The 21,479-nt window shown below is 67.8% G+C and carries 26 protein-coding genes and 1 tRNA gene; 7 read left to right on the forward strand and 20 right to left on the reverse strand.

Translation table 11 applies throughout. The annotated features are described in order from the left end of the window. Positions 1-10 precede the first annotated feature (10 nt). The 5 genes from serS to KEG57_RS05065 all read left to right on the forward strand — a co-directional run bounded on the left by serS (position 11) and on the right by KEG57_RS05065 (position 3,925). Positions 11-1,309 (forward strand): serine--tRNA ligase, encoded by a 1,299-nt coding sequence (gene serS, locus KEG57_RS05045; protein WP_272416904.1) that lies wholly within the window; start codon positions 11-13, stop codon positions 1,307-1,309. 303 nt (positions 1,310-1,612) lie between these two features. Continuing rightward, entirely contained in the window at positions 1,613-2,485 is an 873-nt protein-coding gene (locus tag KEG57_RS05050; RefSeq protein WP_272458213.1) for a DUF4339 domain-containing protein, read from the forward strand. Between the two features lie 214 nt (positions 2,486-2,699). Next, positions 2,700-2,773 (forward strand) — tRNA-Gln (locus tag KEG57_RS05055). A gap of 52 nt (positions 2,774-2,825) precedes the next feature. Next, positions 2,826-3,452: a sigma-70 family RNA polymerase sigma factor gene (locus tag KEG57_RS05060; protein ID WP_272416906.1), complete on the forward strand. Its 627-nt coding sequence runs from the start codon at positions 2,826-2,828 to the stop codon at positions 3,450-3,452. Next, positions 3,449-3,925: a hypothetical protein gene (locus KEG57_RS05065; protein WP_272458214.1), complete on the forward strand. Its 477-nt coding sequence runs from the start codon at positions 3,449-3,451 to the stop codon at positions 3,923-3,925. The genes KEG57_RS05060 and KEG57_RS05065 overlap by 4 nt, the downstream gene beginning before the upstream one ends. A 10-nt stretch (positions 3,926-3,935) precedes the next feature. On the opposite strand, the gene KEG57_RS05070 is transcribed toward KEG57_RS05065, so the two are convergent. The 4 genes from KEG57_RS05070 to rho form a co-directional block, all read right to left on the reverse strand. After that, the gene (locus tag KEG57_RS05070) at positions 3,936-5,498 is read right to left on the reverse strand and encodes a sensor histidine kinase (RefSeq protein WP_272416908.1); all 1,563 of its coding nucleotides are present in this window, start codon (positions 5,496-5,498) and stop codon (positions 3,936-3,938) included. A gap of 11 nt (positions 5,499-5,509) precedes the next feature. Then, a complete protein-coding gene (locus tag KEG57_RS05075; RefSeq protein WP_272458215.1) occupies positions 5,510-6,601 on the reverse strand; it encodes a (Fe-S)-binding protein in 1,092 nt (363 codons plus the stop codon). A gap of 57 nt (positions 6,602-6,658) precedes the next feature. Beyond that, positions 6,659-8,785: a GAF domain-containing protein gene (locus tag KEG57_RS05080; RefSeq protein WP_272458216.1), complete on the reverse strand. Its 2,127-nt coding sequence runs from the start codon at positions 8,783-8,785 to the stop codon at positions 6,659-6,661. 168 nt (positions 8,786-8,953) lie between these two features. Then, complete coding sequence (gene rho / locus KEG57_RS05085; RefSeq protein ID WP_272416911.1) at positions 8,954-10,201, reverse strand: transcription termination factor Rho; 1,248 nt, start codon at positions 10,199-10,201, stop codon at positions 8,954-8,956. A 350-nt stretch (positions 10,202-10,551) separates the two neighbouring features. On the opposite strand from rho, the gene KEG57_RS05090 reads away from it, so the two are divergent. Together KEG57_RS05090 and KEG57_RS05095 are read left to right on the forward strand one after the other, a co-directional pair. Next, positions 10,552-10,830 (forward strand): acylphosphatase, encoded by a 279-nt coding sequence (locus tag KEG57_RS05090; RefSeq protein ID WP_272458217.1) that lies wholly within the window; start codon positions 10,552-10,554, stop codon positions 10,828-10,830. Positions 10,831-10,877: 47 nt separating this feature from the next. Beyond that, positions 10,878-12,605, forward strand: a complete 1,728-nt coding sequence (locus KEG57_RS05095) for a tetratricopeptide repeat protein (RefSeq protein WP_272458218.1) — start codon at positions 10,878-10,880, stop codon at positions 12,603-12,605. A gap of 141 nt (positions 12,606-12,746) precedes the next feature. Here the strand turns inward: KEG57_RS05095 and rplQ are convergent, their stop codons facing one another. The 16 genes from rplQ to KEG57_RS05175 form a co-directional block, all read right to left on the reverse strand. Further along, entirely contained in the window at positions 12,747-13,313 is a 567-nt protein-coding gene (gene rplQ / locus KEG57_RS05100; RefSeq protein WP_272416914.1) for a 50S ribosomal protein L17, read from the reverse strand. Positions 13,314-13,323: 10 nt separating this feature from the next. Beyond that, a complete protein-coding gene (locus KEG57_RS05105; RefSeq protein ID WP_372518158.1) occupies positions 13,324-14,361 on the reverse strand; it encodes a DNA-directed RNA polymerase subunit alpha in 1,038 nt (345 codons plus the stop codon). A 208-nt stretch (positions 14,362-14,569) separates the two neighbouring features. Further along, the gene (gene rpsD, locus KEG57_RS05110; protein WP_272458219.1) at positions 14,570-15,199 is read right to left on the reverse strand and encodes a 30S ribosomal protein S4; all 630 of its coding nucleotides are present in this window, start codon (positions 15,197-15,199) and stop codon (positions 14,570-14,572) included. A gap of 36 nt (positions 15,200-15,235) precedes the next feature. After that, positions 15,236-15,640 carry a 30S ribosomal protein S11 gene (rpsK, locus tag KEG57_RS05115; protein ID WP_136935268.1) on the reverse strand — a complete coding sequence of 135 codons (405 nt, stop codon included), beginning with the start codon at positions 15,638-15,640 and terminating at the stop codon, positions 15,236-15,238. A 23-nt stretch (positions 15,641-15,663) separates the two neighbouring features. Next, positions 15,664-16,044, reverse strand: a complete 381-nt coding sequence (gene rpsM, locus KEG57_RS05120; protein WP_272416916.1) for a 30S ribosomal protein S13 — start codon at positions 16,042-16,044, stop codon at positions 15,664-15,666. Between the two features lie 12 nt (positions 16,045-16,056). Beyond that, the gene (gene rpmJ / locus KEG57_RS05125) at positions 16,057-16,170 is read right to left on the reverse strand and encodes a 50S ribosomal protein L36 (protein ID WP_136935266.1); all 114 of its coding nucleotides are present in this window, start codon (positions 16,168-16,170) and stop codon (positions 16,057-16,059) included. A 48-nt stretch (positions 16,171-16,218) separates the two neighbouring features. Beyond that, positions 16,219-16,473, reverse strand: a complete 255-nt coding sequence (gene infA / locus KEG57_RS05130; protein WP_136921418.1) for a translation initiation factor IF-1 — start codon at positions 16,471-16,473, stop codon at positions 16,219-16,221. Beyond that, on the reverse strand, positions 16,470-17,108 hold the full coding sequence (locus KEG57_RS05135; protein WP_272416917.1) for an adenylate kinase: 639 nt from the start codon (positions 17,106-17,108) through the stop codon (positions 16,470-16,472). Before KEG57_RS05135 ends, infA begins: the two co-directional genes overlap by 4 nt. Positions 17,109-17,124: 16 nt before the next feature. Continuing rightward, the gene (gene secY, locus KEG57_RS05140; RefSeq protein ID WP_272416918.1) at positions 17,125-18,453 is read right to left on the reverse strand and encodes a preprotein translocase subunit SecY; all 1,329 of its coding nucleotides are present in this window, start codon (positions 18,451-18,453) and stop codon (positions 17,125-17,127) included. Positions 18,454-18,498: 45 nt separating this feature from the next. Then, on the reverse strand, positions 18,499-18,972 hold the full coding sequence (rplO, locus tag KEG57_RS05145; RefSeq protein ID WP_271930126.1) for a 50S ribosomal protein L15: 474 nt from the start codon (positions 18,970-18,972) through the stop codon (positions 18,499-18,501). A 14-nt stretch (positions 18,973-18,986) separates the two neighbouring features. Next, positions 18,987-19,196, reverse strand: a complete 210-nt coding sequence (gene rpmD, locus KEG57_RS05150) for a 50S ribosomal protein L30 (protein WP_372518152.1) — start codon at positions 19,194-19,196, stop codon at positions 18,987-18,989. Then, positions 19,193-19,795 carry a 30S ribosomal protein S5 gene (gene rpsE / locus KEG57_RS05155; RefSeq protein WP_272416919.1) on the reverse strand — a complete coding sequence of 201 codons (603 nt, stop codon included), beginning with the start codon at positions 19,793-19,795 and terminating at the stop codon, positions 19,193-19,195. Before rpsE ends, rpmD begins: the two co-directional genes overlap by 4 nt. 86 nt (positions 19,796-19,881) lie before the next feature. After that, entirely contained in the window at positions 19,882-20,241 is a 360-nt protein-coding gene (rplR, locus tag KEG57_RS05160; RefSeq protein ID WP_136935260.1) for a 50S ribosomal protein L18, read from the reverse strand. Positions 20,242-20,289: 48 nt separating this feature from the next. After that, complete coding sequence (gene rplF / locus KEG57_RS05165; RefSeq protein WP_272416920.1) at positions 20,290-20,889, reverse strand: 50S ribosomal protein L6; 600 nt, start codon at positions 20,887-20,889, stop codon at positions 20,290-20,292. Beyond that, entirely contained in the window at positions 20,889-21,281 is a 393-nt protein-coding gene (rpsH, locus tag KEG57_RS05170; RefSeq protein WP_272416921.1) for a 30S ribosomal protein S8, read from the reverse strand. The genes rplF and rpsH overlap by 1 nt, the downstream gene beginning before the upstream one ends. A gap of 4 nt (positions 21,282-21,285) precedes the next feature. Continuing rightward, positions 21,286-21,471 carry a type Z 30S ribosomal protein S14 gene (locus tag KEG57_RS05175; RefSeq protein WP_136935257.1) on the reverse strand — a complete coding sequence of 62 codons (186 nt, stop codon included), beginning with the start codon at positions 21,469-21,471 and terminating at the stop codon, positions 21,286-21,288. Positions 21,472-21,479: the final 8 nt, after the last annotated feature.

The raw sequence follows: 21,479 nt of genomic DNA on the forward strand, positions 1-21,479 counted from the left end.
ACCCGCCCCCATGCTGGACCTCCGCCACGTCGTCGATCACATGGACGACGTCCGCGCCGCCCTGGCGCGGCGCTCGCCCGCGGCCGCGGCCGCCCTCGCCCCCATCGCCGAGCTCGGCCAGAAGCGGCGCGAGCTCATCGCGCTCAGTGAATCCAAGGCCGCCGCGCGCAACCAGGCCAACGAGAAGATGGCCAAGGCGGACAAGAAGTCCGCCGAGTTCACCGAGCAACGCGAGGCCCTGAAGCGCCTGTCCGCGGAGATCAAGGACGCGGAGCAGGCGCTCAAGGACGTCGAGGCGAAGATCCACGAGCAGCTCGCCCTCGTCCCGAACCTGCCCGATCCGTCGGTGCCGGACGGCAAGGACGAGCACGACAACGTCGTCGTCCGGACCTGGGGCGACAAACCGTCGTTCACGTTCACGCCCAAGGCGCACTGGGACATCGGCGAGGGCCTCGGCATCCTCGACTTTTCGCGCGGGGCCAAGCTCTCGGGCTCGCGCTTCACCGTGCTCTGGGGCGCGGCGGCGCGGCTCGAGCGCGCGCTCATCAACTTCATGCTCGACCTGCACACGCGCGAGCAGGGCTATACCGAGGTCCTGCCGCCCTTCCTGGTGAAGGACTCGGCGCTCTATGGCACGGGGCAGCTCCCGAAGTTCGCCGAGGACCTCTTCAAGACGCACAAGAGCGACCCCGAGCGCGCCTACGACCTGTATTTGATCCCGACGGCCGAGGTGCCCGTGACGAACCTCCACGCCGACGAGATCCTCGAAGCCGACAAACTGCCGCTCGCCTACACCGCGTACACGCCCTGCTTCCGCGCCGAGGCGGGCAGCCACGGCAAGGACGTCCGGGGGCTCATCCGGCAGCACCAGTTCGACAAGGTCGAGCTCGTGCGCTTTTCGACGCCCGAGACCTCGGCCGAGAACCACGAGACCCTCACGCGGAACGCCGAGGAGGTTCTCAAGCGGCTCAACCTGCATTACCGCGTGTCGCTGCTCTGCGCGGGCGACATGGGCGGCGCCTCGCAGAAGACGTACGACCTCGAGGTGTGGCTGCCGGGGCAGAGCGTCTATCGCGAGATTTCGAGCTGCTCGAACTTCGGCGACTACCAGGCGCGGCGCGCGGCGATCCGCTACCGGCCCGAGCCGAAGGCGAAGCCGCGGCTTCTGCACACGCAGAACGGCTCGGCGCTCGCGGTCGGCCGGACGGTGATCGCGATCCTGGAGCAGTACCAGCAGGCCGACGGGACCGTGGTCGTGCCCGAGGCGCTGCGGCCGTTCATGGGGTGCGAGGTCATCAAGGGGGTTTGACCTCACCCCCATCCCCTCTCCACTCCGTGGAGAGGGGGGAAGACGCGCGTTTCTCCTCCCCTCTCCACTCCGTGGAGAGGGGTTGGGGGTGAGGCCTGCGAAAACTTGGCCGACCTCACGAGAACCCTGTAGGAGCGCCCTAGTCACGTCGAGCGTCCGCCCGTCGCCCCATATCGCGGGGCCTGCGGACGCCCGGTGTTTGTCGGGAAGGGGCGTCTCATGCAGGCGTCGTGTGCGTCGTCGTCCATCAAAAGCAGGGACCCGGAAGACACGATCCCGAGCGTCTTTCAGCCGCGCTCGTCCATGCTCCCGCCCCCCGCGGAGAACCAGGCCGAGACGCAGCCGGCGCCGCTCGTGCGCGAGAGCCATCCGACGATCCCCTACGAGCGCGCGAACCCCAAATCCTGGTTCGCCGCCCAGAAGAGGCGCAGGCTCGCGCGGCTCCACCTCGACGAGGAGAGCACCGAGAGCGGCCGCCCCATGCCCGAGTGGTGCGTGGAGCACGGCCCGGGTCTGCGGGCCATGACCACGTTCGAGCTCTGGATGGCCCTCGCCAGGGGTGAGATCGGGGCCGAGACGACGGTCTGGCGCGACGGGATGGAGGGGTGGAGGCGCATCGAGCACATCCCCGAGCTCGCCTATGCGCTCGCCGATTCGGTCTCGTTCGACCCGCCGCTCGTGACGCCCGCGCCCTTGCCGGACGTCGCGCTCACGCCGCCGCGTGGCGAATCGAGGACGCCTCTCACCTTCAGCGGTGCCGTCGCGCAGACGGGCGACCCTCCGCACGTACGGTCTCTCGAGGGAGACGAGACCCGCTCGGAGCCGATTTCGCTCCCTGTTCGGGCGTGGCCCTTCGGTCGCAAAGGTGGGTCACGACGGTCTCTGGCAGGGCAAGGAGGGTTCTCCTTCTTACTCGGGTGTGTCGTGGCGGTGACGGCCGTTGGCCTCGCGCTCGTGCATCGAGGGATCGCGCCTGCGGTTCTGTCTGGGCAAGCCGGGGGTCCGGACCGTCCCGCGCTCGTGTCCGGAGCCTCCGAGCTCGTGTCGAAAGTGGGGCACAGGACGGTCGAGACCTTCCGGCAGACAGAGGCGGCTCCCATGGCGCCCCCTCCGCCCTCGGCGCGCCACCATACCGACCCGGGTCAGAGACGGTCGCGACGGGGCGTTCGGCGGTAGCGACCGTCCCCGAAGACGAGCGCGACCCTCCTGCGCTGGGGGTCGACCGCCGGCGAGGTTGGTCACGGCTCTGTTTCGCTGGGGGTCGACCGTCGCCGAAGTCGGTCGGCCTCCTCCCGCGGCCGGCAGCGACCGTCTCCTCGGCACGTGCCAAGCGGGGAGAGTCGCGCTATCGTCCCGGCCCTCTCGAGCTCCGGGCATGCCCGGGGCTCACTCCGGCGTCGTCTAAGGGCAGGACGGGGGACTTTGAATCCCCTAATCATGGTTCGAATCCATGCGCCGGAACCACTAGCGTCCCCCGACCGAGGGCGTTTACCGTAGCTGCGAGGAGCAGCCGGGCGTGACGAGCGACGACGAGACCGAGGAGGCCAGGTTCGTCGCGCGTCTCGTGGCGCGTGACGAGTCGGCCTTCAACGAACTCGTGGTCGCCTACGAGCGACGCGTGTTCGCGCTCGTGTTCCGGATGATCGGGCGACGCGACGAGGCCGAGGACCTCGCGCAAGAGGTGTTCGTCCAGGTCTTCAAGGCGATCGATCAGTTCCGCGGAGAGTCGAAGCTCTCCACGTGGATCTTCCGGATCGCCGTGAACCTCTGCAAGAACAAGGCGAAGTACCTGTCGCGGCGCAAGGTGGGCGAGCAGGAGGACGTCCACGAGATCGCCGATCGCGTGACGGGCGACGGCGGCAAGGGCGTCACGGTGAGCGGAGCGATCAACCGCCCGGACGAGATTCTGGAGGGCATGCAGCTCGAGCGCATCGTCAGGCGCGCGATCGAGCAAGTCGACGCGGACTTCCGCGAGGTCTTGATCCTGCGCGACGTGGAGGACATGTCCTACGACGAGATCGCGGAGGTGACGGGCTTGCCGGAAGGCACGGTGAAGAGCCGCATTTTCCGCGCCCGCGCGCAGCTCCGGGCCCTGGTCGAGAAGGCGCTCGGCGACAAGCTGAGGAGCGAGAAGAAGGCATGAGCGGCGACGCGAAGCGAAAGCCAGAGGCGGGCGCGCCGGCCGACGATCAGGATCTGCTCGGCACGGAGGGCGACGTCACGGGCGAGGAGGCCGAGCGCCTCGCGGCCGAAGCAGAGCGCTGGCTCGACGCCGAAGAGAAGTCCGCGGCGAAGGACGAGACGTCGGGCGCAGACGAAACAGGCGCGGCGAAGACGCGTGACGAGGACGAGGACGAAGCGCCGCTTGACGAGGTCGAGGTGCGCGAGCTGCTCCGGCGCGCGCTGCGTCCACCGCCGGGCGCGGTGGCGCCGAGCCTGCTCGGAGGCGTGCAGAAGAAGCTGCGCACGCGCTCGCGAGGGAAGTTTTACGGCGACGGATGGAGCACGTCGCGCTCGCCGCGCTCGACGTACCTCGTGACCAGCGTGCTCATGCTGGTGCTCGTCGCGTTCGTGTTTTTGGTGCTCCTTCCGTGGGGCGGCGCCGCGCTCCCTTGAGCGACGCGCCCTAGGCCACGAGCTCGTCGTCTTCGACGGCCTTCGCGCTCGGCTCCGACGCGCCCGCGGCGGGCAGGTGAATCAGAAACCGCGTGCCGCCGCCTTCACGGCCGAGGCAGCGGATCGTTCCGCCGTGCGCTTCCACGATGTCACGCGTGACCGCGAGGCCGAGGCCCGTGCCGCGTTGCTTCGTGGTGAAGAAGGGATCGAAGATCGACGCGCGTAGCTCCTCGGGCACGCCCGAGCCCGTGTCGTCGACCGCGAGATCGATGCCATCGTCCTTGGCCTTGCGGATCGACACGACGAGCTCGCCGCCTTTCGCCATGGCCTCGCGCGCGTTGCGCACGAGGTTCAGGAGCGCCTGACGGAACTGCGACTCGTCGAGGCGCGCGTCGGGCAGATCGTCGTCGGCATCCACGCGGCTCGCCACGCCGCCGCGGTCGAGCTCGGGTCGCACGAAGGCCACGAGCTCGCGCGCGAGGTCCTCGACGCGCTCGCGTTCGAGCCGCGGGCGAGGCCTGCGCGAGATGCTGAGGTACTGCTCGGCGATGCGCGAGAGCCGCTCCACCTCGGCCTTGATGGCGACGACGAGCTGCGAGGCCTCCTTGTTGTCCGACGACGCGACCTCCTCTTCGAGCAGCTCCAAATTGAGGCCGATCGACGACAGGGGATTGCGAATCTCGTGCGTGACGTGCGCGGCCATCTTGCCGATGGCGGCGAGGCGCTCGGCGTTGACGAGCTCGCTGCGGGCGCGCTGGATGGCGGCGACCATGCCCTCGAACGTGGTCGCGAGCTCGCCGATTTCGTCGTTCGTGGCCATGACCTCGCGCGGCGTGAGGTCGCCTTGGGCGACGGCCTTCGCGCGCTCGGTGACGGCCGTGAGCGGCGCGAGCACGCGGCGCGCGTAGATGGAGATCACCACGCCGACGAGCAGCGTGAGCACGAAGAGGCCGACGAGGAGCTGGATGGACCGGGCCTCGCGTCGTTTCGCCTCGGCCGTGAGGCTCTCCATCCGCTCCTCGACGCGCAGCTTGATGGCGCGGAGCCGCTGCGCGCCCTCGGCCTCGCGCTTGAGCAGCTCGTCCCGCGCCCGCTCCGCGGCTTCACGATCGCTCACCGCGAGCGCCTGGAAGAGCTGCCCGAACCGCTCGGGATCCGCGCCGAGCAGCCGCTCGATCGCCGCGGCCTCGCGTACGATCTCGTCCTGGAACTTCGCGACGGAAGGATCTTCGTCGACGAGCCCTTTCTCCGCGGCTTCGCGCACGTGCGCGAACGTGAGAGGGCGCGTGCGGCGCGCGGTCTCGATCCACTCGCGCACGTCGCCGGGGTTTTTCGCGGCCGTGATGTGGTTGAGCTGCGCGTTGAACACGTTCTGCGCGGCCAGGGCCTCGCCCACGCGGAGCAGGAGCGGCGCGTATCCGCTGCGGAGGAGCTCCGCGCCTTGCGACGTGTCGCGCAGCGCGCGAAAGCTCCAGGTCACGGTGAGCGCGAAGGCCGCGAGCACGAGCACGTAACTCGCGAGCAGCCTGCTCGAGACGGTTCGCCTTCGGCGAGGAACCTTCGGGGTCGACATGCGTGCGGTCGTCAGGGAGCGAGCGCCCGCGCGAGCAGGCTGACGAGGTCCTCGGCAGCTTCGCCGCGGCTCCGGAAGCGCCGCAAGCTCGACCCGCACGCCGTCACGAGAAGGCCTCCACCCCGCGCCTTGTGCTCGGCGATGCGCGCGTCCGCGATGGCCTCGCTCGTGCGCGGACGCGTCACGGGCAAGAGCGCGCCTGCGCCGCTGCACTCGCTGTGCTCGCGGTCGCGCTGGAACGTCGCGGGCTCCTTGCCGGACATCTTCGCGAGCAGCGCGCGCGGCTCGTCGTACCGGCCGAGCCCGCGACCGAGCTGACACGGCGCGTGCCACCGCACGGTCGTGCCTGCGAGCTCGGGCAGCACGCGGAGGCGGTCCTGCGCGGCGTGCGCGAGGTCGAGGAGCAGCTCGGGCTCGCGGGGCATGGTGACGCCGACGCGCGCGTGCTCGACCATCGTGGCGCGCGCGCAGCCCGGGTCCACGACGAGCAGGCGCGGGACCTCGGCGACCTCGGCGGCGAGGCGCTCGGCGGCCACACGGAAGCCTTCCCGGTCACCCGCGTGGAGCGAGGGGAGGCCGCAGCAGCTTCGAATGGCGCGCACCGGGCCGCCGACGAGCTTCGCCGCGGCGGCGAGCGCGTCCTTCGCGACGGCCGGGTTTTTCCGAGCGTACGAGCATCCGACGAGCACGCCGGCCGCGACGTGCCTTGGCGTTTCGCCCTCGATCGCATCGAGCGCCGCGGCCGTCTCGCTGGCGCGCGCTTGCGTCCGCATCACCACGTCCATGGCGGCCTTCGGCGCGGCGCCGCGTGCGAAAAAGTCCGCGCGCGACTCGACGAGCACCGTCGCGGGCTCGTTCCTGTGGTCGCACTTCTCACGGCACGCGTGGCAGCCCGTGCAGGCCCATGCGGGCGCGGTGTGCTCGGCCTCGACGGGCACGTCGCCACGGCCCGCGAAGTACGTGAGGCTCATCTTGCCCCACGGCGTCACCGTCTCGCTCGCCTCCGCGTTCGAGACGGGGCACGCGGCGCGGCAGAGCTTCGGGCAGTACACGCACGTCTCGAGCGCGCGTTTGTGCGTGGCGACGATGGGCAGGCGGAGCACCTCCGGAGTCTCTGCTCCCGAGGCGATGCGCGCAAGGGATCCGCGGATTCTACCGAGCTATCCGGTTCGTCCCGCGGGTTGGCCCGGGTTGCTCGCGCGGCCGCTGCGTCGGCTCGGTGGCCCTTCCTCGCCGGGCTGGCTCGCTCGCGCCGTCTTGGCCGATCGGTCGGCCTCGGACTCCTCGGCCGCCGGCGCCTGCGGCGAGCGCGCCGTCGCCGCGGAGGCCGACGTGGGGCTCGTCGCGTGCACGAGCGGCAAGCCCGTTGCCTCGTCGACACGCGCGCTCGATGCCCGTGGGATGTGCGGCGACGCGGGAGACGCGGTCGGGGCAGGGGGCGCGATCGTCGCCATCATCGGCGTCTCTTGCGGGATCCGGATCGTGAACGTCGTTCCGCGCTCGGACGAATCCACCTCGATCGAGCCTCCGTGCTCGTCGACGATCTTCTTGACGATCGCGAGGCCGAGGCCTGTGCCGCCGCGCTTGCCGCTCGTCACGAACGAGTGGAACAGCCGCTCGCGGATCTCCGGCGGAATCCCGCGTCCCGTGTCGGAGACGCTGAGCACGAAGTCCGAGCCGTGCCGCAGTGCGCGCAGTACCACCTTGCCGCCGCCGTGCGGCTCCATCGCCTCGACCGCGTTGCGCACGAGGTTGTGCACGACGCGCGTCATCTTCGTCTCGTCGAAGCGCGCGGTGCCGCGGTCGTCGAGCTCCATCACGATCGTGACGCGGTTGCCTGCGAGGTCGAGCTGGAGCTGCTTCTCCAGGTCGCCGAAGAACTTCGTCAGGTAGACCTTGCGCACGAGAATGCTGCGCTCGCCACGCGCGAACTCGAGCAGCTCGCGCTGCATCGCGCTGATTGCGTCGAACTGCTTCAGGATGAGCCTCGCGTGCTCGGCGCGCACAGAGGACTCGCTCGCGGTCGCCATGAGCTGCACGTAGCCGCTGATCACCGTGAGCGGCGTGCGCATGTCGTGCATCACGCCCGAGAGCAGACGCCCGATCGCCGTGAGACGCTCGCTCTTCTCGCGCTCGGTGCGCGAGCGGAAGAGGCGCACCGCGGTCGACGCGTTCGCCGACACGAGCCGCAAGAGCGAGCGATCGTCCTGCGTGAAGCCGAGCGTGTTCTTCGCGTTGTAGAGCCCGAGCGCGCCGAGCGACGTGTCTTCCTCGCCTTCGAGCGGCACGACGATCGCGCTCTCGATCTCCAGATCGAGCGACGGATGCATGTGCGCGAGCGCGGCCTCGGCGACCGGCCCGATCGGCGGATCTTTCGGGCCGAGGTGGACCGACTCGTTGTGCGTCATGGCCCAGCCGAGCAGGCCTTCGCCGCGCTTGACGGGCAGTCGCTTCACGTCGACGTCGCGCACCGAGACGCCCGGCGCCGACGCGTCGCAGAAGTACAAGAACACGCCGGCCTCGCCCTCGTCGACGAGCAGACCACCGGCGCGCGCCTCGCACGCCTTCGAGGCCTCGGCGATCACCGCGCGGCTCAGCTCTTCGAGCGACGAGGCTCCGCTCATCGCCGTTTCGAGCTCGAAGAGCAGCTTCAGATCGGCGACGCGGTGCTCGAGCTGTTCCTTCGTCTCAACGAGCTGCATGTTCTTCTGGATGACCGAGAGGAACAGGCGCGAGTTGTCGATGGAGATCGCCGCCTGCGTGGCGAGCGCCGAGAGCAGCTCCTCGTCGTACTGCGAGAACTCGCCCTTGCCGCCGTGCTTGTTGAGCACCTGCACGACGCCGATCGTGCGGCCCACGTGGTTGCGCATCGGCGCGGCGAGGATCGAGCGCGTCCTGTAGCCCGTGAGCTCGTCCCACGTGCGCTGGAAGCGTTTGTCCCTGTACGCGTCCTTGACGCGGGCGATTTTGCCGTGCTTGGCGACGTGGCCGGCGATGCCTTCGCCGACGGGCAGCTCGATCGAGCGCACCTCGCCGCCGAGCATCACCCGCGAGAGCAGCATCTTTCGTTGCTCGTCGAGCAGGTACAGCGTGGCCCGGTCGGCTTCGAGCAGCTCCGTGATCTTGCCGAGGATGAGCTCGAGGAGCTGGTCGAGGTCGAGTGTGGAGCCGAGCGCGAGCCCGACGTCGCGCAGGGCGCTGACGGTCTTCTCCGAGCGTTCGAGCCTGGCCTCGAGCTCCTCGACCCGGGCCGTGAGCTCTCGCAGGCGGTCCGCCTTACCGGTCACTCGTCGACGCTAACACGCCTCCGGCCGGCGCTACAGCGCTCCCGCAAAATCGCGATGGATCCGGCGTTTGCCCGAGGGATCGGGAGGGGAGGGGAGGGGAGAGGAGGGTAAAAAGGGAAGGGGGCCCCACGAATTGCGGGGCCCCTCAGGCTCGACCGAAGGCCGGGCCTACTGATTCATGCTTTCGAGGAACTCCTGGTTCGTCTCGGTGCGGCTCACCTTGTCGAGCAGGAACTCCATGGAGTCGATGACGTTGAGCGGGTGCAGGAGCCCGCGGAGCAGCCAGACGCGCTGGAGGATCCACTCGGGCAGGAGCAGCTCTTCCTTGCGCGTCGCGCTCTTGTTGATGTCGAGGCAGGGGAAGATCCGCTTCTCCATGAGCTTGCGGTCGAGGTGGATCTCGCTGTTGCCCGTGCCCTTGAACTCCTCGAAGATCACCTCGTCCATACGCGAGCCCGTATCGACGAGCGCGGTCGCGATGATCGTGAGCGAGCCGCCCTCCTCGATGGAGCGGGCCGCGCCGAAGAAGCGCTTCGGCTTGTGCAGCGCGTTCGAGTCGACGCCGCCGGAGAGGATCTTGCCGCTCGGGGGGACGACGGTGTTGTAGGCGCGGGCGAGGCGCGTGATCGAGTCGAGCAGGATGACCACGTCGTGCTTCTGCTCGACGAGGCGCTTGGCCTTCTCGATGACCATCTCCGCGACCTGCACGTGGCGCGTCGCAGGCTCATCGAAGGTCGAGCTGATCACCTCGCCCTTGATGTTGCGCTGCATGTCCGTGACCTCTTCGGGCCGCTCGTCGATGAGCAGCACGATGAGCGTGGTCTCCGGGTGGTTCGTGCTGATCGCGTTGGCGATGTTCTGCAGCAGCACCGTCTTGCCGGCGCGGGGCGGCGAGACGATCAGACAGCGCTGGCCCTTCCCGATCGGGCAGAGCATGTCGATGATGCGCGTCGAGAAGCCCTTCGTGCCGTTCTCGATGTTGAACTTCTGCTGCGGGTAGAGCGGCGTGAGGTTGTCGAAGAGGATCTTGTCGCGCGCGACCTCGGGCGAGACGCCGTTGATCTTGTCGACCTTGAGCAGAGCGAAGTACGCCTCGCGCTCCTTCGGGGGCCGGATCGGGCCGCTCACCGCGTCGCCCGTGCGCAGGTTGAAGCGCCGGATCTGCGACGGGGAGACGTAGATGTCGTCCGGACCCGGCAGGTAGTTGTAGTCGGGCGCCCGCAGGAAGCCGAAACCGTCGGGCAGGCACTCGAGCACGCCCTCGCCGTACACCGGCTGGTCTTGGGCAGCCAAGGCCTGGAGGAGCGCGAAGATGAGCTCCTGCTTGCGCAGGCCCGCGGCTCCTTCGATGTTGAGGCCCTTGGCCATCTGCACCAGATCGGCCATCGATTTCTGCTTCAGTTCACGCAGGTGCATCGATCGAAAACTCCACGCAGGGGCGTCGGCCGGGAGACGGCGCGTTCCCCGAGGTCGGTAGGGTTGTGGGAAGGTCGAGCTTCGAGTCGGCCCTTGGGCCGGCTCTCGTGGATTGCCCGCCCCTGGGAAGGGCGGTTCGACGGACAGTGATGGGCGTCCCCAGCGAGGGGGCGCGGCCGAGCGCGGTGCTCGGCGGGCGGGGACTCTATCAAGCGATACTGCCCTGTCAATCGGCCGATTCGCCTCGCGGGTTCGCTCCTTCGGGGGCGGATCGTTTCAGCGCGTGCGTTCGCGCGCAGGCCTACGAGGTTGCCTCGGTCGCGACGTGCGAGTAGGAATCGAGCGGTCCGATGGGGCTGAAACAAGTGCATCTGCACGTGAAGGGTCGCGTCCAGGGCGTCTATTTCCGGGCGTCGACGCAGCGCGAAGCCAAGCGCCTCGGCCTCTCCGGCTGGGTCAAGAACCGTCCGGACGGAGGCGTCGAGATCCTCGCCGAAGGCGAAGAAGACGGCTTGAAAGAGCTCATCGCCTGGGCCCAAAAAGGCCCGACCGCGGCGCGCGTGGAGCGTGTCGACATACGCTGGCGCGGATTCCAGGGCGATTTTCCGGACTTCCGCATCGTCGAGTGAACCGCCCGGGAAGGGCCGCGCGCTCGCCCGTCGTTCTCGGGGGCACCGTGAATCACGTCTCGAAGCTCGCTTCGTCGTTCGTTCTCGTCTCCGCGCTCGCGCTCGTGCCCCTGCACGTGCACGCCGCCGGAGAGCTCACGCAACCTTCGGCCTCGGCCTCGGCCGCCGCAGCGCCGGCCGCGCCCGCTTCTTTGCCAGAGCTGCCGAAGCTCCAGCCGATCGTGCTGCAAGAGCCCGACGCCGCGGCGCTGCAAGAGCTCGACCGCGTGCTCGAGCGCCTCACGACGGGCGACGCGCGCGCGAAGGAAACGGCGCGGACGGCCGTCGCGGAGGTGACGCCCGCCGTCGTGCCTGCGGTGCGCGCGCGTGTGCAGGAGCTCCGCGCCGGGCTCGACCGCAAGGAGGCGCAAGGCCTGCTCGACGACGCGCGCAAGGCCGGCCGCAAGTCGCTGCGGGACAAGGAGAAGGCCGAGAAGGCGGAGAAAGGAGGCAAGGAGAAGGACAAGGCCGGCAAGGACGAGAAGGCCGCCGCCAAGGACGACAAGGCCAGCAAGGACGCGAAGGCGCCGAAGAAGAGCAAGGCCGACAAGGAGAAGGACAAGGACGCGGAGGACGAGGGCGATTGGCTCGAGTTTGTCCTGGCCTCTCCAAAGCCGAAGAGCGACACCTGGCGGGATCTCGTCCGCCTGCTCGCGATGGAGCGCATGCTGACCGCGGCGGGCACGACGCCCGCGGTGCGCGAGCTCCTGCAGATGTACTCGTACTTCGGCGAGCTCTTGCGGGTCGATCTGCAGCGGCAAATCGGAAAGCTGCGCGACCGCGCCGTCCCCGCGCTCATCGAGGGCCGCCAGCACGACGCAAAGATCGTCCAGCGCTTCGCGAGCAAGCAGCTCGATCTGCTCGGCCGCGCGATCCCCGGCGAGGCCGTCGGCGTGACCGATCCGCAAGTCCTCGCCGACATCCTGCGCGCCTACGGCCGCACGCGCGACGTCGACGCCGTCCGCGTGATCCTCTCGTTCAGCAACAGCGACCGCATCCAGCTCCGCGAGGCCGCGCGCGAGGCGATCGCAGCGATCGGCGAGCCCGGCATCTGGCAGCTCCGCGACGCCTACCTGAACCAGACGGGCAACAAGGCCCCGCGCGAGTTCACATGGGACCGCATCGCGCGCGAGCTCTTCGGCATGTACGACCGCGCGCGGCTCGCCGAGGTCTACAAGCTGATGGACGAGGGCGCGGCGCATGCAGCCGCGAGCCGCTGGGTCGAGGCGACGAGCGCGTTCGACAAGGTGCTGGCGCGCTCGCCGGTGTTCGAGCGGCGCAAGGAGATGGCGCCGGCGTACGTGGCGCACGCGAAGACGCTCGAAGAGAAGGAGCCGGCGGCGGCGCTGGAGATGCTGCGCAAGGCGCTGCGGCTCGACCCGAAGGGGGAGGGGGCGCGAAAGATCGAGGCGGAGATCGCCTACCTCGAAGGCGTGACCCTCATCGCACGAGGCACGCCGGACAAGTTTCCCCTGACGAAGGCGATCGAGCTCGATCCGAGCAACGAGCGCGCGAAGCGGGCGCTCGCGTCGCTGGAGCAGGAGCGCATCGCGCCGCAGAAGAGCTCGCTGCACCGCTACGTGGCGGCGAGCGGCGTGGGGCTCGTCGCGCTGATCGCGATGATCTTCCTGGCGCGGCGCAAGCCTGACGCCGGTCGCGACGCGGAAGGGTCGCGGGCAGGCAGCAATCCGCCCACTCCGCCCGCGCCAGATGCGCCGGTTGCCGGCGCGGAGTGAGCTTCCGCGAAGCGGATCGCAGTCCAGACAAACGAAAACACGGGCACCCTGTGGTGTCCGTGTTCGTTTTTCCCTTCCAAACCCGTGAACGGTGGCGACCGGTCACCCGATCCCCGTTCACGGGTTCGTCGTGGGAGCGCTTTACTCGTTCGACGCGGTCTCGCCCGAGCTCGCCGTCGAGGCGGACTCGGCCGAGGCCGACGCGGCCGACGTGGGCTCGGCGGTCACCGCCGCAGCCGGCTCCTCGGGAGCCTGCTTGTCGGTCACCGGCGTCGCGTCGATGAACTCGATGTAGACCATCGGCGCATTGTCACCCCGGCGATTGCCGAGCTTGATGATGCGCGTGTAGCCACCGGGCCGGCCCTCGAAGCGCTTCGAGAGGTCGAGCATCACCTTCTCGACGACGTCGACCTTGGTCCCGTCGGCCTTCACGCCGAAGCGCGGCACGTACGACGAGACGAGACGCTCGGCGTGGAGCCGGCGCGCCTTGTCGGCCGCCGACAGCTCGCTCTGCGCGGTATAGGCGATCTTGCCGAGGCGCGTGGCCTTGGTGATGAGCCGCTCCGCGACGCGCCGGAGCTCCTTGGCCTTCGCGTCCGTCGTCTCGATGCGCTCGTGGGTGATCAGGTTCGCCGTCAAGTTGCGCAGCATCGCGCGCCGGCTCGACGTGTCCCGACCAAACTGCCTCCCCGCCTTCTTATGACGCATATCGCACCCTCTAGGCTTGCGCCTGCTGCGCCTTCCAGCGCTCGAGCAGCTGCGGCCAGTTGTCGATCTTCATACCGAGCGAAAGCCCCATGTTCGCGAGGATCTCTTTGATCTCCTTCAGGGACTTCCGACCGAAGTTCTTGGTCTTCAGCATGTCCTGCTCGGTCCGCTGCACGAGCTCGCCGATCAGGGTAATGTTCGCGTTCTGGAGGCAGTTGGCGCTGCGCACGCTGAGCTCAAGCTCCTCGACCGAGCGGAAGAGGTTCTCGTTCAGCGGCTCCTCGTCGCCCGGCACCGTCTGGTAGCTCGTCTCCTCCGACTCCTCGAAGTTGACCCAGATCGAGAGCTGTTCCTTCAGGATCTTCGCGGCGAACGCGACCGCGTCCTGGGGCAGCACCGAGCCGTTCGTCCAGACCTCGAGCGTCAGCTTGTCGTAATCGGTCACCTGACCGACGCGCGCGTTCTGGATCGTGTAGTTGACCTTGCGGATGGGCGAGAACAGCGCGTCGATAGGGATCGTCCCGATCGCCATCGTCGGCGTCTTGTTCCGCTCCGCGGGCACGTAGCCGCGGCCGACGTTCACCGTCAGCTCCATCGCGAGCGGGCCCTTTTTGTCGAGCACCGCGATCAGGTGATCGGGGTTCAGCACGCTGAGCCCGTCGACGAGCTGGATATCGCGCGCGTACACCGGCCCCGGGCCCTCTTTGTCGACGCGGACCGTGTAGGTGCGCGCGGCGGCCGCCTTGAAGACGACCTCCTTGAGGTTGAGGATGATGTCGCTCACGTCCTCGACGACGTCGGGCACGGTGGTGAACTCGTGCAGCGCCCCCTCGATGCGGACTGCGGTGATCGCCGCGCCCTGCAGCGACGAGAGGAGCACGCGGCGGAGCGAGTTGCCGATCGTGATCCCGAAGCCGCGCTCGAGAGGCTCGCAGGTGAACTTCGCGTAGAAGTTGTTCGCCGACTCCGTGTCGATCGAGATGCCCTTCGGGCGGATCAGATCGCGCCAGTTTCGCGCGATCATCGTCATGCTTCCGCTGGTCTGCATCGTCATCAGCGTCCTCTTTCTTCGAGGGGTTCGCGCGGAGATCTCACCCCGTCACCGCACTCGGTGAGCGAAAGCCGTCTCCTGCCCGCGTCGCGCCAGATGGCGCTCTTTTCCTGCAATCAAAAAGCGATCGGGGCCGCGCTCCCTCGCACGCCCCCGATCAGCTTTCCGAAACGTTCACCGCAAGACCACCGACCTGCGAACAGAATCAGCGCGAGTAGTACTCGACGACGAGCTGCTCGCGGATCTCCGGCTCGTTGAGGTCCTCGCGCACCGGGGTGCCCTTGACCGAACCCGAGAACGACCCGCGGTCGGCCTCGAGCCACGAGGCGATCGGGCGCTTGTCCGCGCCGGCCACGGCGGCCGCCACGAACTTGAACTTCTTCGCGCCCTCCGTGAGCTCCACGCGATCGCCCACCCGAACCACGAAGCTCGGGATGTCGAGGCGCTTGCCGTTCACCTTCACGTGACCGTGGCGCACGAGCTGACGCGCCTCGGAGCGCGACGCCGCGTAGCCGAGCCGATGCACGACGTTGTCGAGGCGACGCTCGAGGAGCGCCAGCATCTCTTCACCCGTGCGGCCCTTGCGACGGCTCGCCTCCTGGAAGTAGCCGTGGAACTGGCTTTCGAGAACGCCGTAGATGCGACGCACCTTTTGCTTCTCGCGGAGCCGGACGGCGTACTCGCTGAGCTTGATGCGACCCTGGCCATGCTGGCCGGGCGGGTAAGGACGCCGCGTGTAGGCACACTTCTCCGAGTAGCAGCGCTCTCCCTTGAGGTAGAGCTTCATGCCTTCGCGGCGGCAGAGCTTGCAGACAGGACCAACGTAGCGAGCCATGTTCGTAACCTCGAGCGGACTCCCGCGCGCGCTGCTTCAGACCCGGCGCCGCTTGGGCGGCCGGCAACCGTTGTGCGGAATGGGCGTGACGTCGCGGATCAACGTCACCTTGAAGCCGGCCGTCTGCAGCGCACGGAGCGCGCTCTCGCGCCCGGCGCCAGGGCCCTTCACGAATACGGCCACCGACCGCATCCCGTGCTCCTGCGCCCGCCGCGCCGCCTCTTCGGCAGCGAGCTGCGCAGCGAAGGGCGTCGACTTGCGCGACCCCTTGAACCCGCGCGCACCGGCCGACGACCACGCCACGGCATTGCCGTTGATGTCCGTGATCGTCACGACCGTGTTGTTGAACGTCGACTGGATGTGCGCAATCCCAGCCGCGATGTTCTTCTTGACCTTCTTCTTCTGCTTGGCCTTGGTGGCCGCCGTTTTCGGACTCGCCATAGCGTCCTCTTCCTAACGTCCCGTCACGCCTTCGTCGCCGGGCGACGCTGCAGCATGCCCTTGCGGGGGCCCTTGCGCGTACGCGCATTCGTGTGCGTGCGCTGGCCATTCACCGGCAGACCGCGGCGATGCCGAAGACCGCGGTAGCAGCCCAGATCCATCAGCCGCTTGATGTTGAGCTGAACCTCACGACGAAGATCGCCCTCCACCTTGTACTCGGCGTCGAGGATCTCGCGGATCGTCCTGATCTCTGCGTCGTTCAGCTCCTCCACCCGCTTGTTCTCGGGGATCTTGGCTTTCGCGCAGATCTGCTTCGCGAGGGCGCGGCCGATACCATAGAGGTACGGAAGCGCATACGCGAGATGCTTACGACGCGGGAGATCGACGCCAGCAATACGTGCCATGGTTGCTCCAGCTCAGCCCTGACGCTGCTTGTGGCGAGGGTTCTCGCAGATCACGCGCACGACGCCGCGACGGCGCACCACCTTGCACTTGTCGCAGATTTTTTTGACGCTCGGTCGCACCTTCATGACGCGGCTCCGTTCCCTGTCCTCGCTCCGCTATTTGGGCTGCTTGGTCTACTTGTGACGATACGTGATCCGGCCACGCGTCGGGTCGTAGGGCGAAACCTCGACCGTAACGCGATCGCCGGGCAAAATCTTGATGTAGTACTGACGCATCCGGCCGCTGATGGTCGCGAGCACCCCGAGACCATTGTCGGCCTTTACCCGAAACATCGCGTTCGGAAGAGCCTCCTGAACGACACCATCGAACTCGAGCTTGTCGCCCTTCGGTTCCTTCGCGGGTTTCGAGCTTTGGTTCGATCGCCTCATGACTCTTCCGGATGCGCTCGGCCAAGGGCCCCGAGCACCCTCGCCGTGACCTCCTCGGGTTTGCCGACACCATCGACACGCCGGAGGAGACCTTTTGCTTCGTAGTAGGGCAGAAGTGCCGCCGTCATCGCCTCGTACGCATCGAGACGCTTTCCGACGGCCTCCGGCCGATCGTCCGCCCGATGCTCTAGCTCGGCATCCGGGGGCGGCGGATTATAGACGAGATGGTAGATCTGTCCAGACCTTTTGTCGGTCCGACGGTGGATCAAGCGCTCCTCCAGGAGAGATCGCGCCACATCCAGCTGCAAAACAGCATCGATCGTGAGGCTCCGACCCGCAAGCAGACGCTCAAGCGCCTCGGCCTGGGGGACCGTACGCGGAAAACCATCCAGCAAGAACCCGTTCTTGCAGTCCGCATCGTCGATGCGCTTGTCGATGAGATCGATCATCGCCTGGTCCGGAACGAGGCCGCCCGCGTCCATGATCGCGCGGTACTGCGGATCGAGCGTGCCGGCTGCCTTGGCAGCGCGAAGCATGTCACCCGTCGAGATCTGCGGGATCCCAAACTTGCCGGTGAGAACCTTCGCCTGCGTGCCTTTGCCCGAACCGGGCGGACCAACCAAGATCGCGATCATCCGAAGATCTCCCTTCTCATCCCTCGGGGAGGCGCCGCGCCCGAATGCGGCTCGCCCCAGGGCCGGTGAGCCCTTCGTAGCTGCGCGTGATGAGCTGCGCCTCGATCTGGTTGACCGTATCAAGCGCAACACCCACGACAATCATCAGGGACGTCCCGCCAAACGTAATCTGCACACGCAGGAGGTCACCAACCACCGACGGCAAGACACACACGGCCGCGACGTACATCGCCCCGCCGAACGTGATGCGATTCATCACGCCCTGGATGTAGTCCGCCGTCTGCTTGCCCGGGCGAATGCCAGGGATGTTCGCCTGCTGCTTCTTCAGGTTCTCCGCCACGTCGACCGGCTGGAACGTGACGCTCGTGTAGAAGTAGCAGAAGAACACGATCAGGAGCGCGTAGCCGGTGTTGAACACCCAGCCGCCGCCGCTGATGATCGACTGGAGCTTGTCCGCACCCGGCACGTTCATGTTCGCCAGCGTCGCGGGGAACATGAGCAGCGAGGAGGCGAAGATCGGCGGGATCGTGCCCGCCGTGTTCACCTTGAGCGGCAGGTGCGCGTTCTGCGCGCCGTACACGCGACGCCCCACCTGCCGACGCGAATAAACGATCGGGATCTGCCGGCGACCGTTCTCGAAGAACGCGATCACCGCGATCGCAGCCACGACGAACGCGCCGACCGCAGAGATCGTGAGCGGCTGGATGTTGCCCGCGTTCGTCGCGAGATAGCTACCCACCCAGCCCGGCACGCCCGTCACGATACCCGCGAAGATCAGGAGCGAGATGCCGTTGCCGATGCCGCGCTCCGTGATCTGCTCGCCGATCCACATGAGAAACGCCGTTCCCGTGGTCAGCGTGATCATCGTCATGAGCTGGAAGCCGAGACCCGGGTGCGTGACGATGCCCGCGCCCGCGTCCGAGGCCGACCAGCCCTCGACGAGCTTGGCGCTGCCGTACGCCTGGAAGAGCGACAGCGCGACCGTGCCGTAGCGCGTGTACTGATCAATCTTGCGCCGCCCCTGCTCTCCCTCTTTGCGCAGCTCGTCGATGGGCTTGTAGACCATGCCCATCAGCTGGATGATGATCGATGCCGAGATGTACGGCATGATCCCGAGCGCAAAGAGGGAGAAGTTCTCCAGCGCGCCGCCGGAGAACATGTTGAAGAAGTTCAGCAAACCGCCCGACTGCTTGGCCATGTACTTCGACATGGCGGCGCGGTCGACGCCGGGGACCGTGACGAAGACCCCGATGCGGTACACGGCCAGCATCACGAGGGTGAAGATCACCCTGCGCCGGAGCTCCGGGACCTTGTGGAAGTTCGCAATTCCCGCGAGTGTGGCCATGGTACGTCGGTGTGCTGCCTTGGGGGGGCTCGAGCCGAAAGGACGTTAGGCTTGCGCCGAAGCCTTGCCGGGCGCAAGCACGATCGCCTTGCCGCCCGCCGCCTCGATCTTGGCGATGGCGCTCTTCGAGAACCGGTGCGCCGTCACGGTGAGCTTCTTCGTGAGCTCGCCGTCGCCGAGCACCTTGATGAGGTCGTAACGACCCTGGAGCAGGCGCTTGCCCTCCAGCGCCTCCTGGTTCACGTCCGCGCCAGCCTCGAAGATCTCGAGGTCGCCGACGTTCACGTTCGCGACGATCGCCGCGAGCGGGTTGCGGAAGCCGCGCTTCGGGAGGCGACGCTGAATCGGCGTCTGGCCGCCCTGGAAGTGCTTCTTGCCGATGTTGCCCGTCGACCGGGCCTTCTGGCCCTTCTGGCCACGACCCGCCGTCTTGCCGAGGCCGGAGCCCACGCCGCGGCCGACGCGGGTCTCCTTCTTGTTGGCGCCTTCCGGGGCCTGAAGCTTCGAGAGGATGTCCATGCTGCTTCGCTTTCTTACTTCGACGCCTGCGCGCCGTTGCCGTCGACTTCCTCGACCGAAACGAGGTGGATCACCTTCTTGACCATGCCACGGAACGAGGGCGTGTTCTCCACGAGAACCTCATGGCCCGGCTTGCGAAGGCCGAGGCCCCGCAAAACCTTGCGCGTGTGCTCCGTCTGGTTCGTCACGCTGCCCGTCTGCCGCACGCGGAGATGGCTCTTCACGGCGTACCTCCTTCACCCCCCTCGCGCGGGTTGCGAGCGGGGGGCATCTGACTCGCACGACGACGGTTCGTCGCGCCCGTCGCGCTGCCGCCCTTGCGCTGCCAACCCACGTCGTCCACCTGCATCGAGCGCCTGCCCGCGACCTGCTCCACGCTCTTCAGCGCCTTGAGGGCCGCCACCGTCGCGTGAACGACGTTGTGCGGGTTGCTCGTGCCGAGCGACTTCGAGAGAACGTCGTGGATGCCCGCGGACTCGACGACCGCGCGCACCGCACCGCCCGCGATGACGCCCGTTCCAGGGCTCGCCGGCTTCAAGAGCACCTTGCCCGCGCCGACGTGCCCGAACGCGTCGTGCGGGATCGTCGCCCCGTCGAGCGGGATGCGGAAGATGTTCTTGCGGGCCTGGTCGTTGCCCTTCCGGATCGCCTCCGGAACCTCGTTGGCCTTGCCCAGGCCGACGCCCACATGTCCCGACTCGTCGCCCACAACGACGAGCGCCGAGAAGCTGAAGCGCCGCCCGCCCTTCACGACCTTGGCGACGCGGTTGATGTGGATCACCCGCTCCTTGAGCTTTTCTTCGTCGACCTGATCGAACGCCATACCGTGCCTTCTTCGTCGTCCGTGAAGTCTTCGCTATCGCCCGAGACGTTTTGCCCGAGACCCCCGCGGGTCCGGCGCCTTCGGGGCTAGAACTCGAGCCCCGCCTCCCGCGCGGCCTGAGCGAGGGCGCTCACGCGCCCGTGATAGAGGTAGCCGTTCCGATCGAACACGACACGGTCGATCTTCTTCGACTTGCAGATCTTGGCGATGAGCGCCCCGACCTTCTTGGCCGCGTCGACCTTGTTGTCGTTGTCGAGCGTGCCCTTCAGGTCCTTCGACAGCGTCGACGCGTGCGCGACGGTCTGACCCGTCGTGTCGTCGATCACCTGCGCGTAGATGTGCTTCGCGCTGCGGAAGACGGTGAGGCGCGGGCGAGCGGGCGAGCCGTTCACCTTCTTGCGAATACGGAGCTTGCGGCGCTCCCGTCCGACGATCTTCATAGCCATGGTCGTAACCCCGTACCTGTAGGGGCGACACGAGGTCGCCCCGCTCGGTTACTTCTTGCCGCCCTTACCGCCAGCCTTACCGGCCTTCTCGCGAACGCGTTCGCCACGATAACGAACGCCCTTGCCACCGTAGGGCTCCGGCGGACGGAAGCCACGGATCGTCGCGGCCGTCTGCCCGATGAGCTCCTTGTCGGCGCCCGTCAGAACGAGGACCGTGCCCTTCGAATCCGCCGGAATCGTCGCCGTGAGGCCCTTCGGCACGTTGAACACGACCGGGTGCGAATACCCGAGCGCGAACGTGAGCGTCGTGCCCTTCAGGTCGACACGGTAACCGGTGCCCTTCAGCTCGAGCACTCGCTCGTAGCCGTCGGCCGCGCCCTTCACCATGCCGGCGAGCAGCGCCCGCACGAGCCCCTGCAGCCGCGAGCCATCACGCCCGGGAGCCGTCGAGGTCACGTGCAGCTTCGCGCCTTCGACCTTCACGTCGACGGTCGAAGGCAGCTCGCGCGCGAGCTGGCCCTTGGTGCCCTTGATCTCGACCTTGCGCCCCTGCACCGACACGGTGACGCCCTTGGGGACGTCCACCGGTCGCTTGCCGATGCGCGAAGTCTTGGAGGCCTCGCCTTGTTGCGTCGTAGCCGTCTGCATCACCACACCTCGCAGATGAGCTCGCCTCCGAGCTTGTTTTTGCGGGCGTCGCGGTCGCTCATCAGGCCGTGGGAGGTGCTCAGGATCGAGATCCCGAGGCCGGAGAGCACGCGGGGGATGCGGTCGTGCTTGACGTACACGCGTCGCCCCGGACGGCTCACCCGACGGACTCCGTCGATCGCGCTCGAGCGGTCACGCCCGTACTTCAGCACGATCGTCAACTTCCCAGGGTTGCCGTCGCTCGGCCGCACGTCCGCGATGTACCCCTCGGACTTGAGGATCTCGGCAACGGCCTGCTTCATTTTGCTTGCAGGAACCTCGGTCCGATCGTGCCGCGCGAGGGCGGCGTTCCGGATCCGGGTCAGCATGTCGGCGACAGGATCGGTCATCATGGCATCACCAGCTCGCCTTGATCACGCCCGGCAGCTCGCCTCGGAGCGCGAACGTACGAAGACAGATGCGGCAGAGCTCGAAATCGCGGTAATAAGCCCGCGAACGGCCGCACACCTTGCAACGGTTCCGGTGCCGCACGGCGAACTTGGGCGGCCGGTTCAGCTTGGCGAATTCTTTTGCACGGGCCATCGAACGTT

The sequence above is a fragment of the Polyangium jinanense genome, assembly GCF_028435365.1.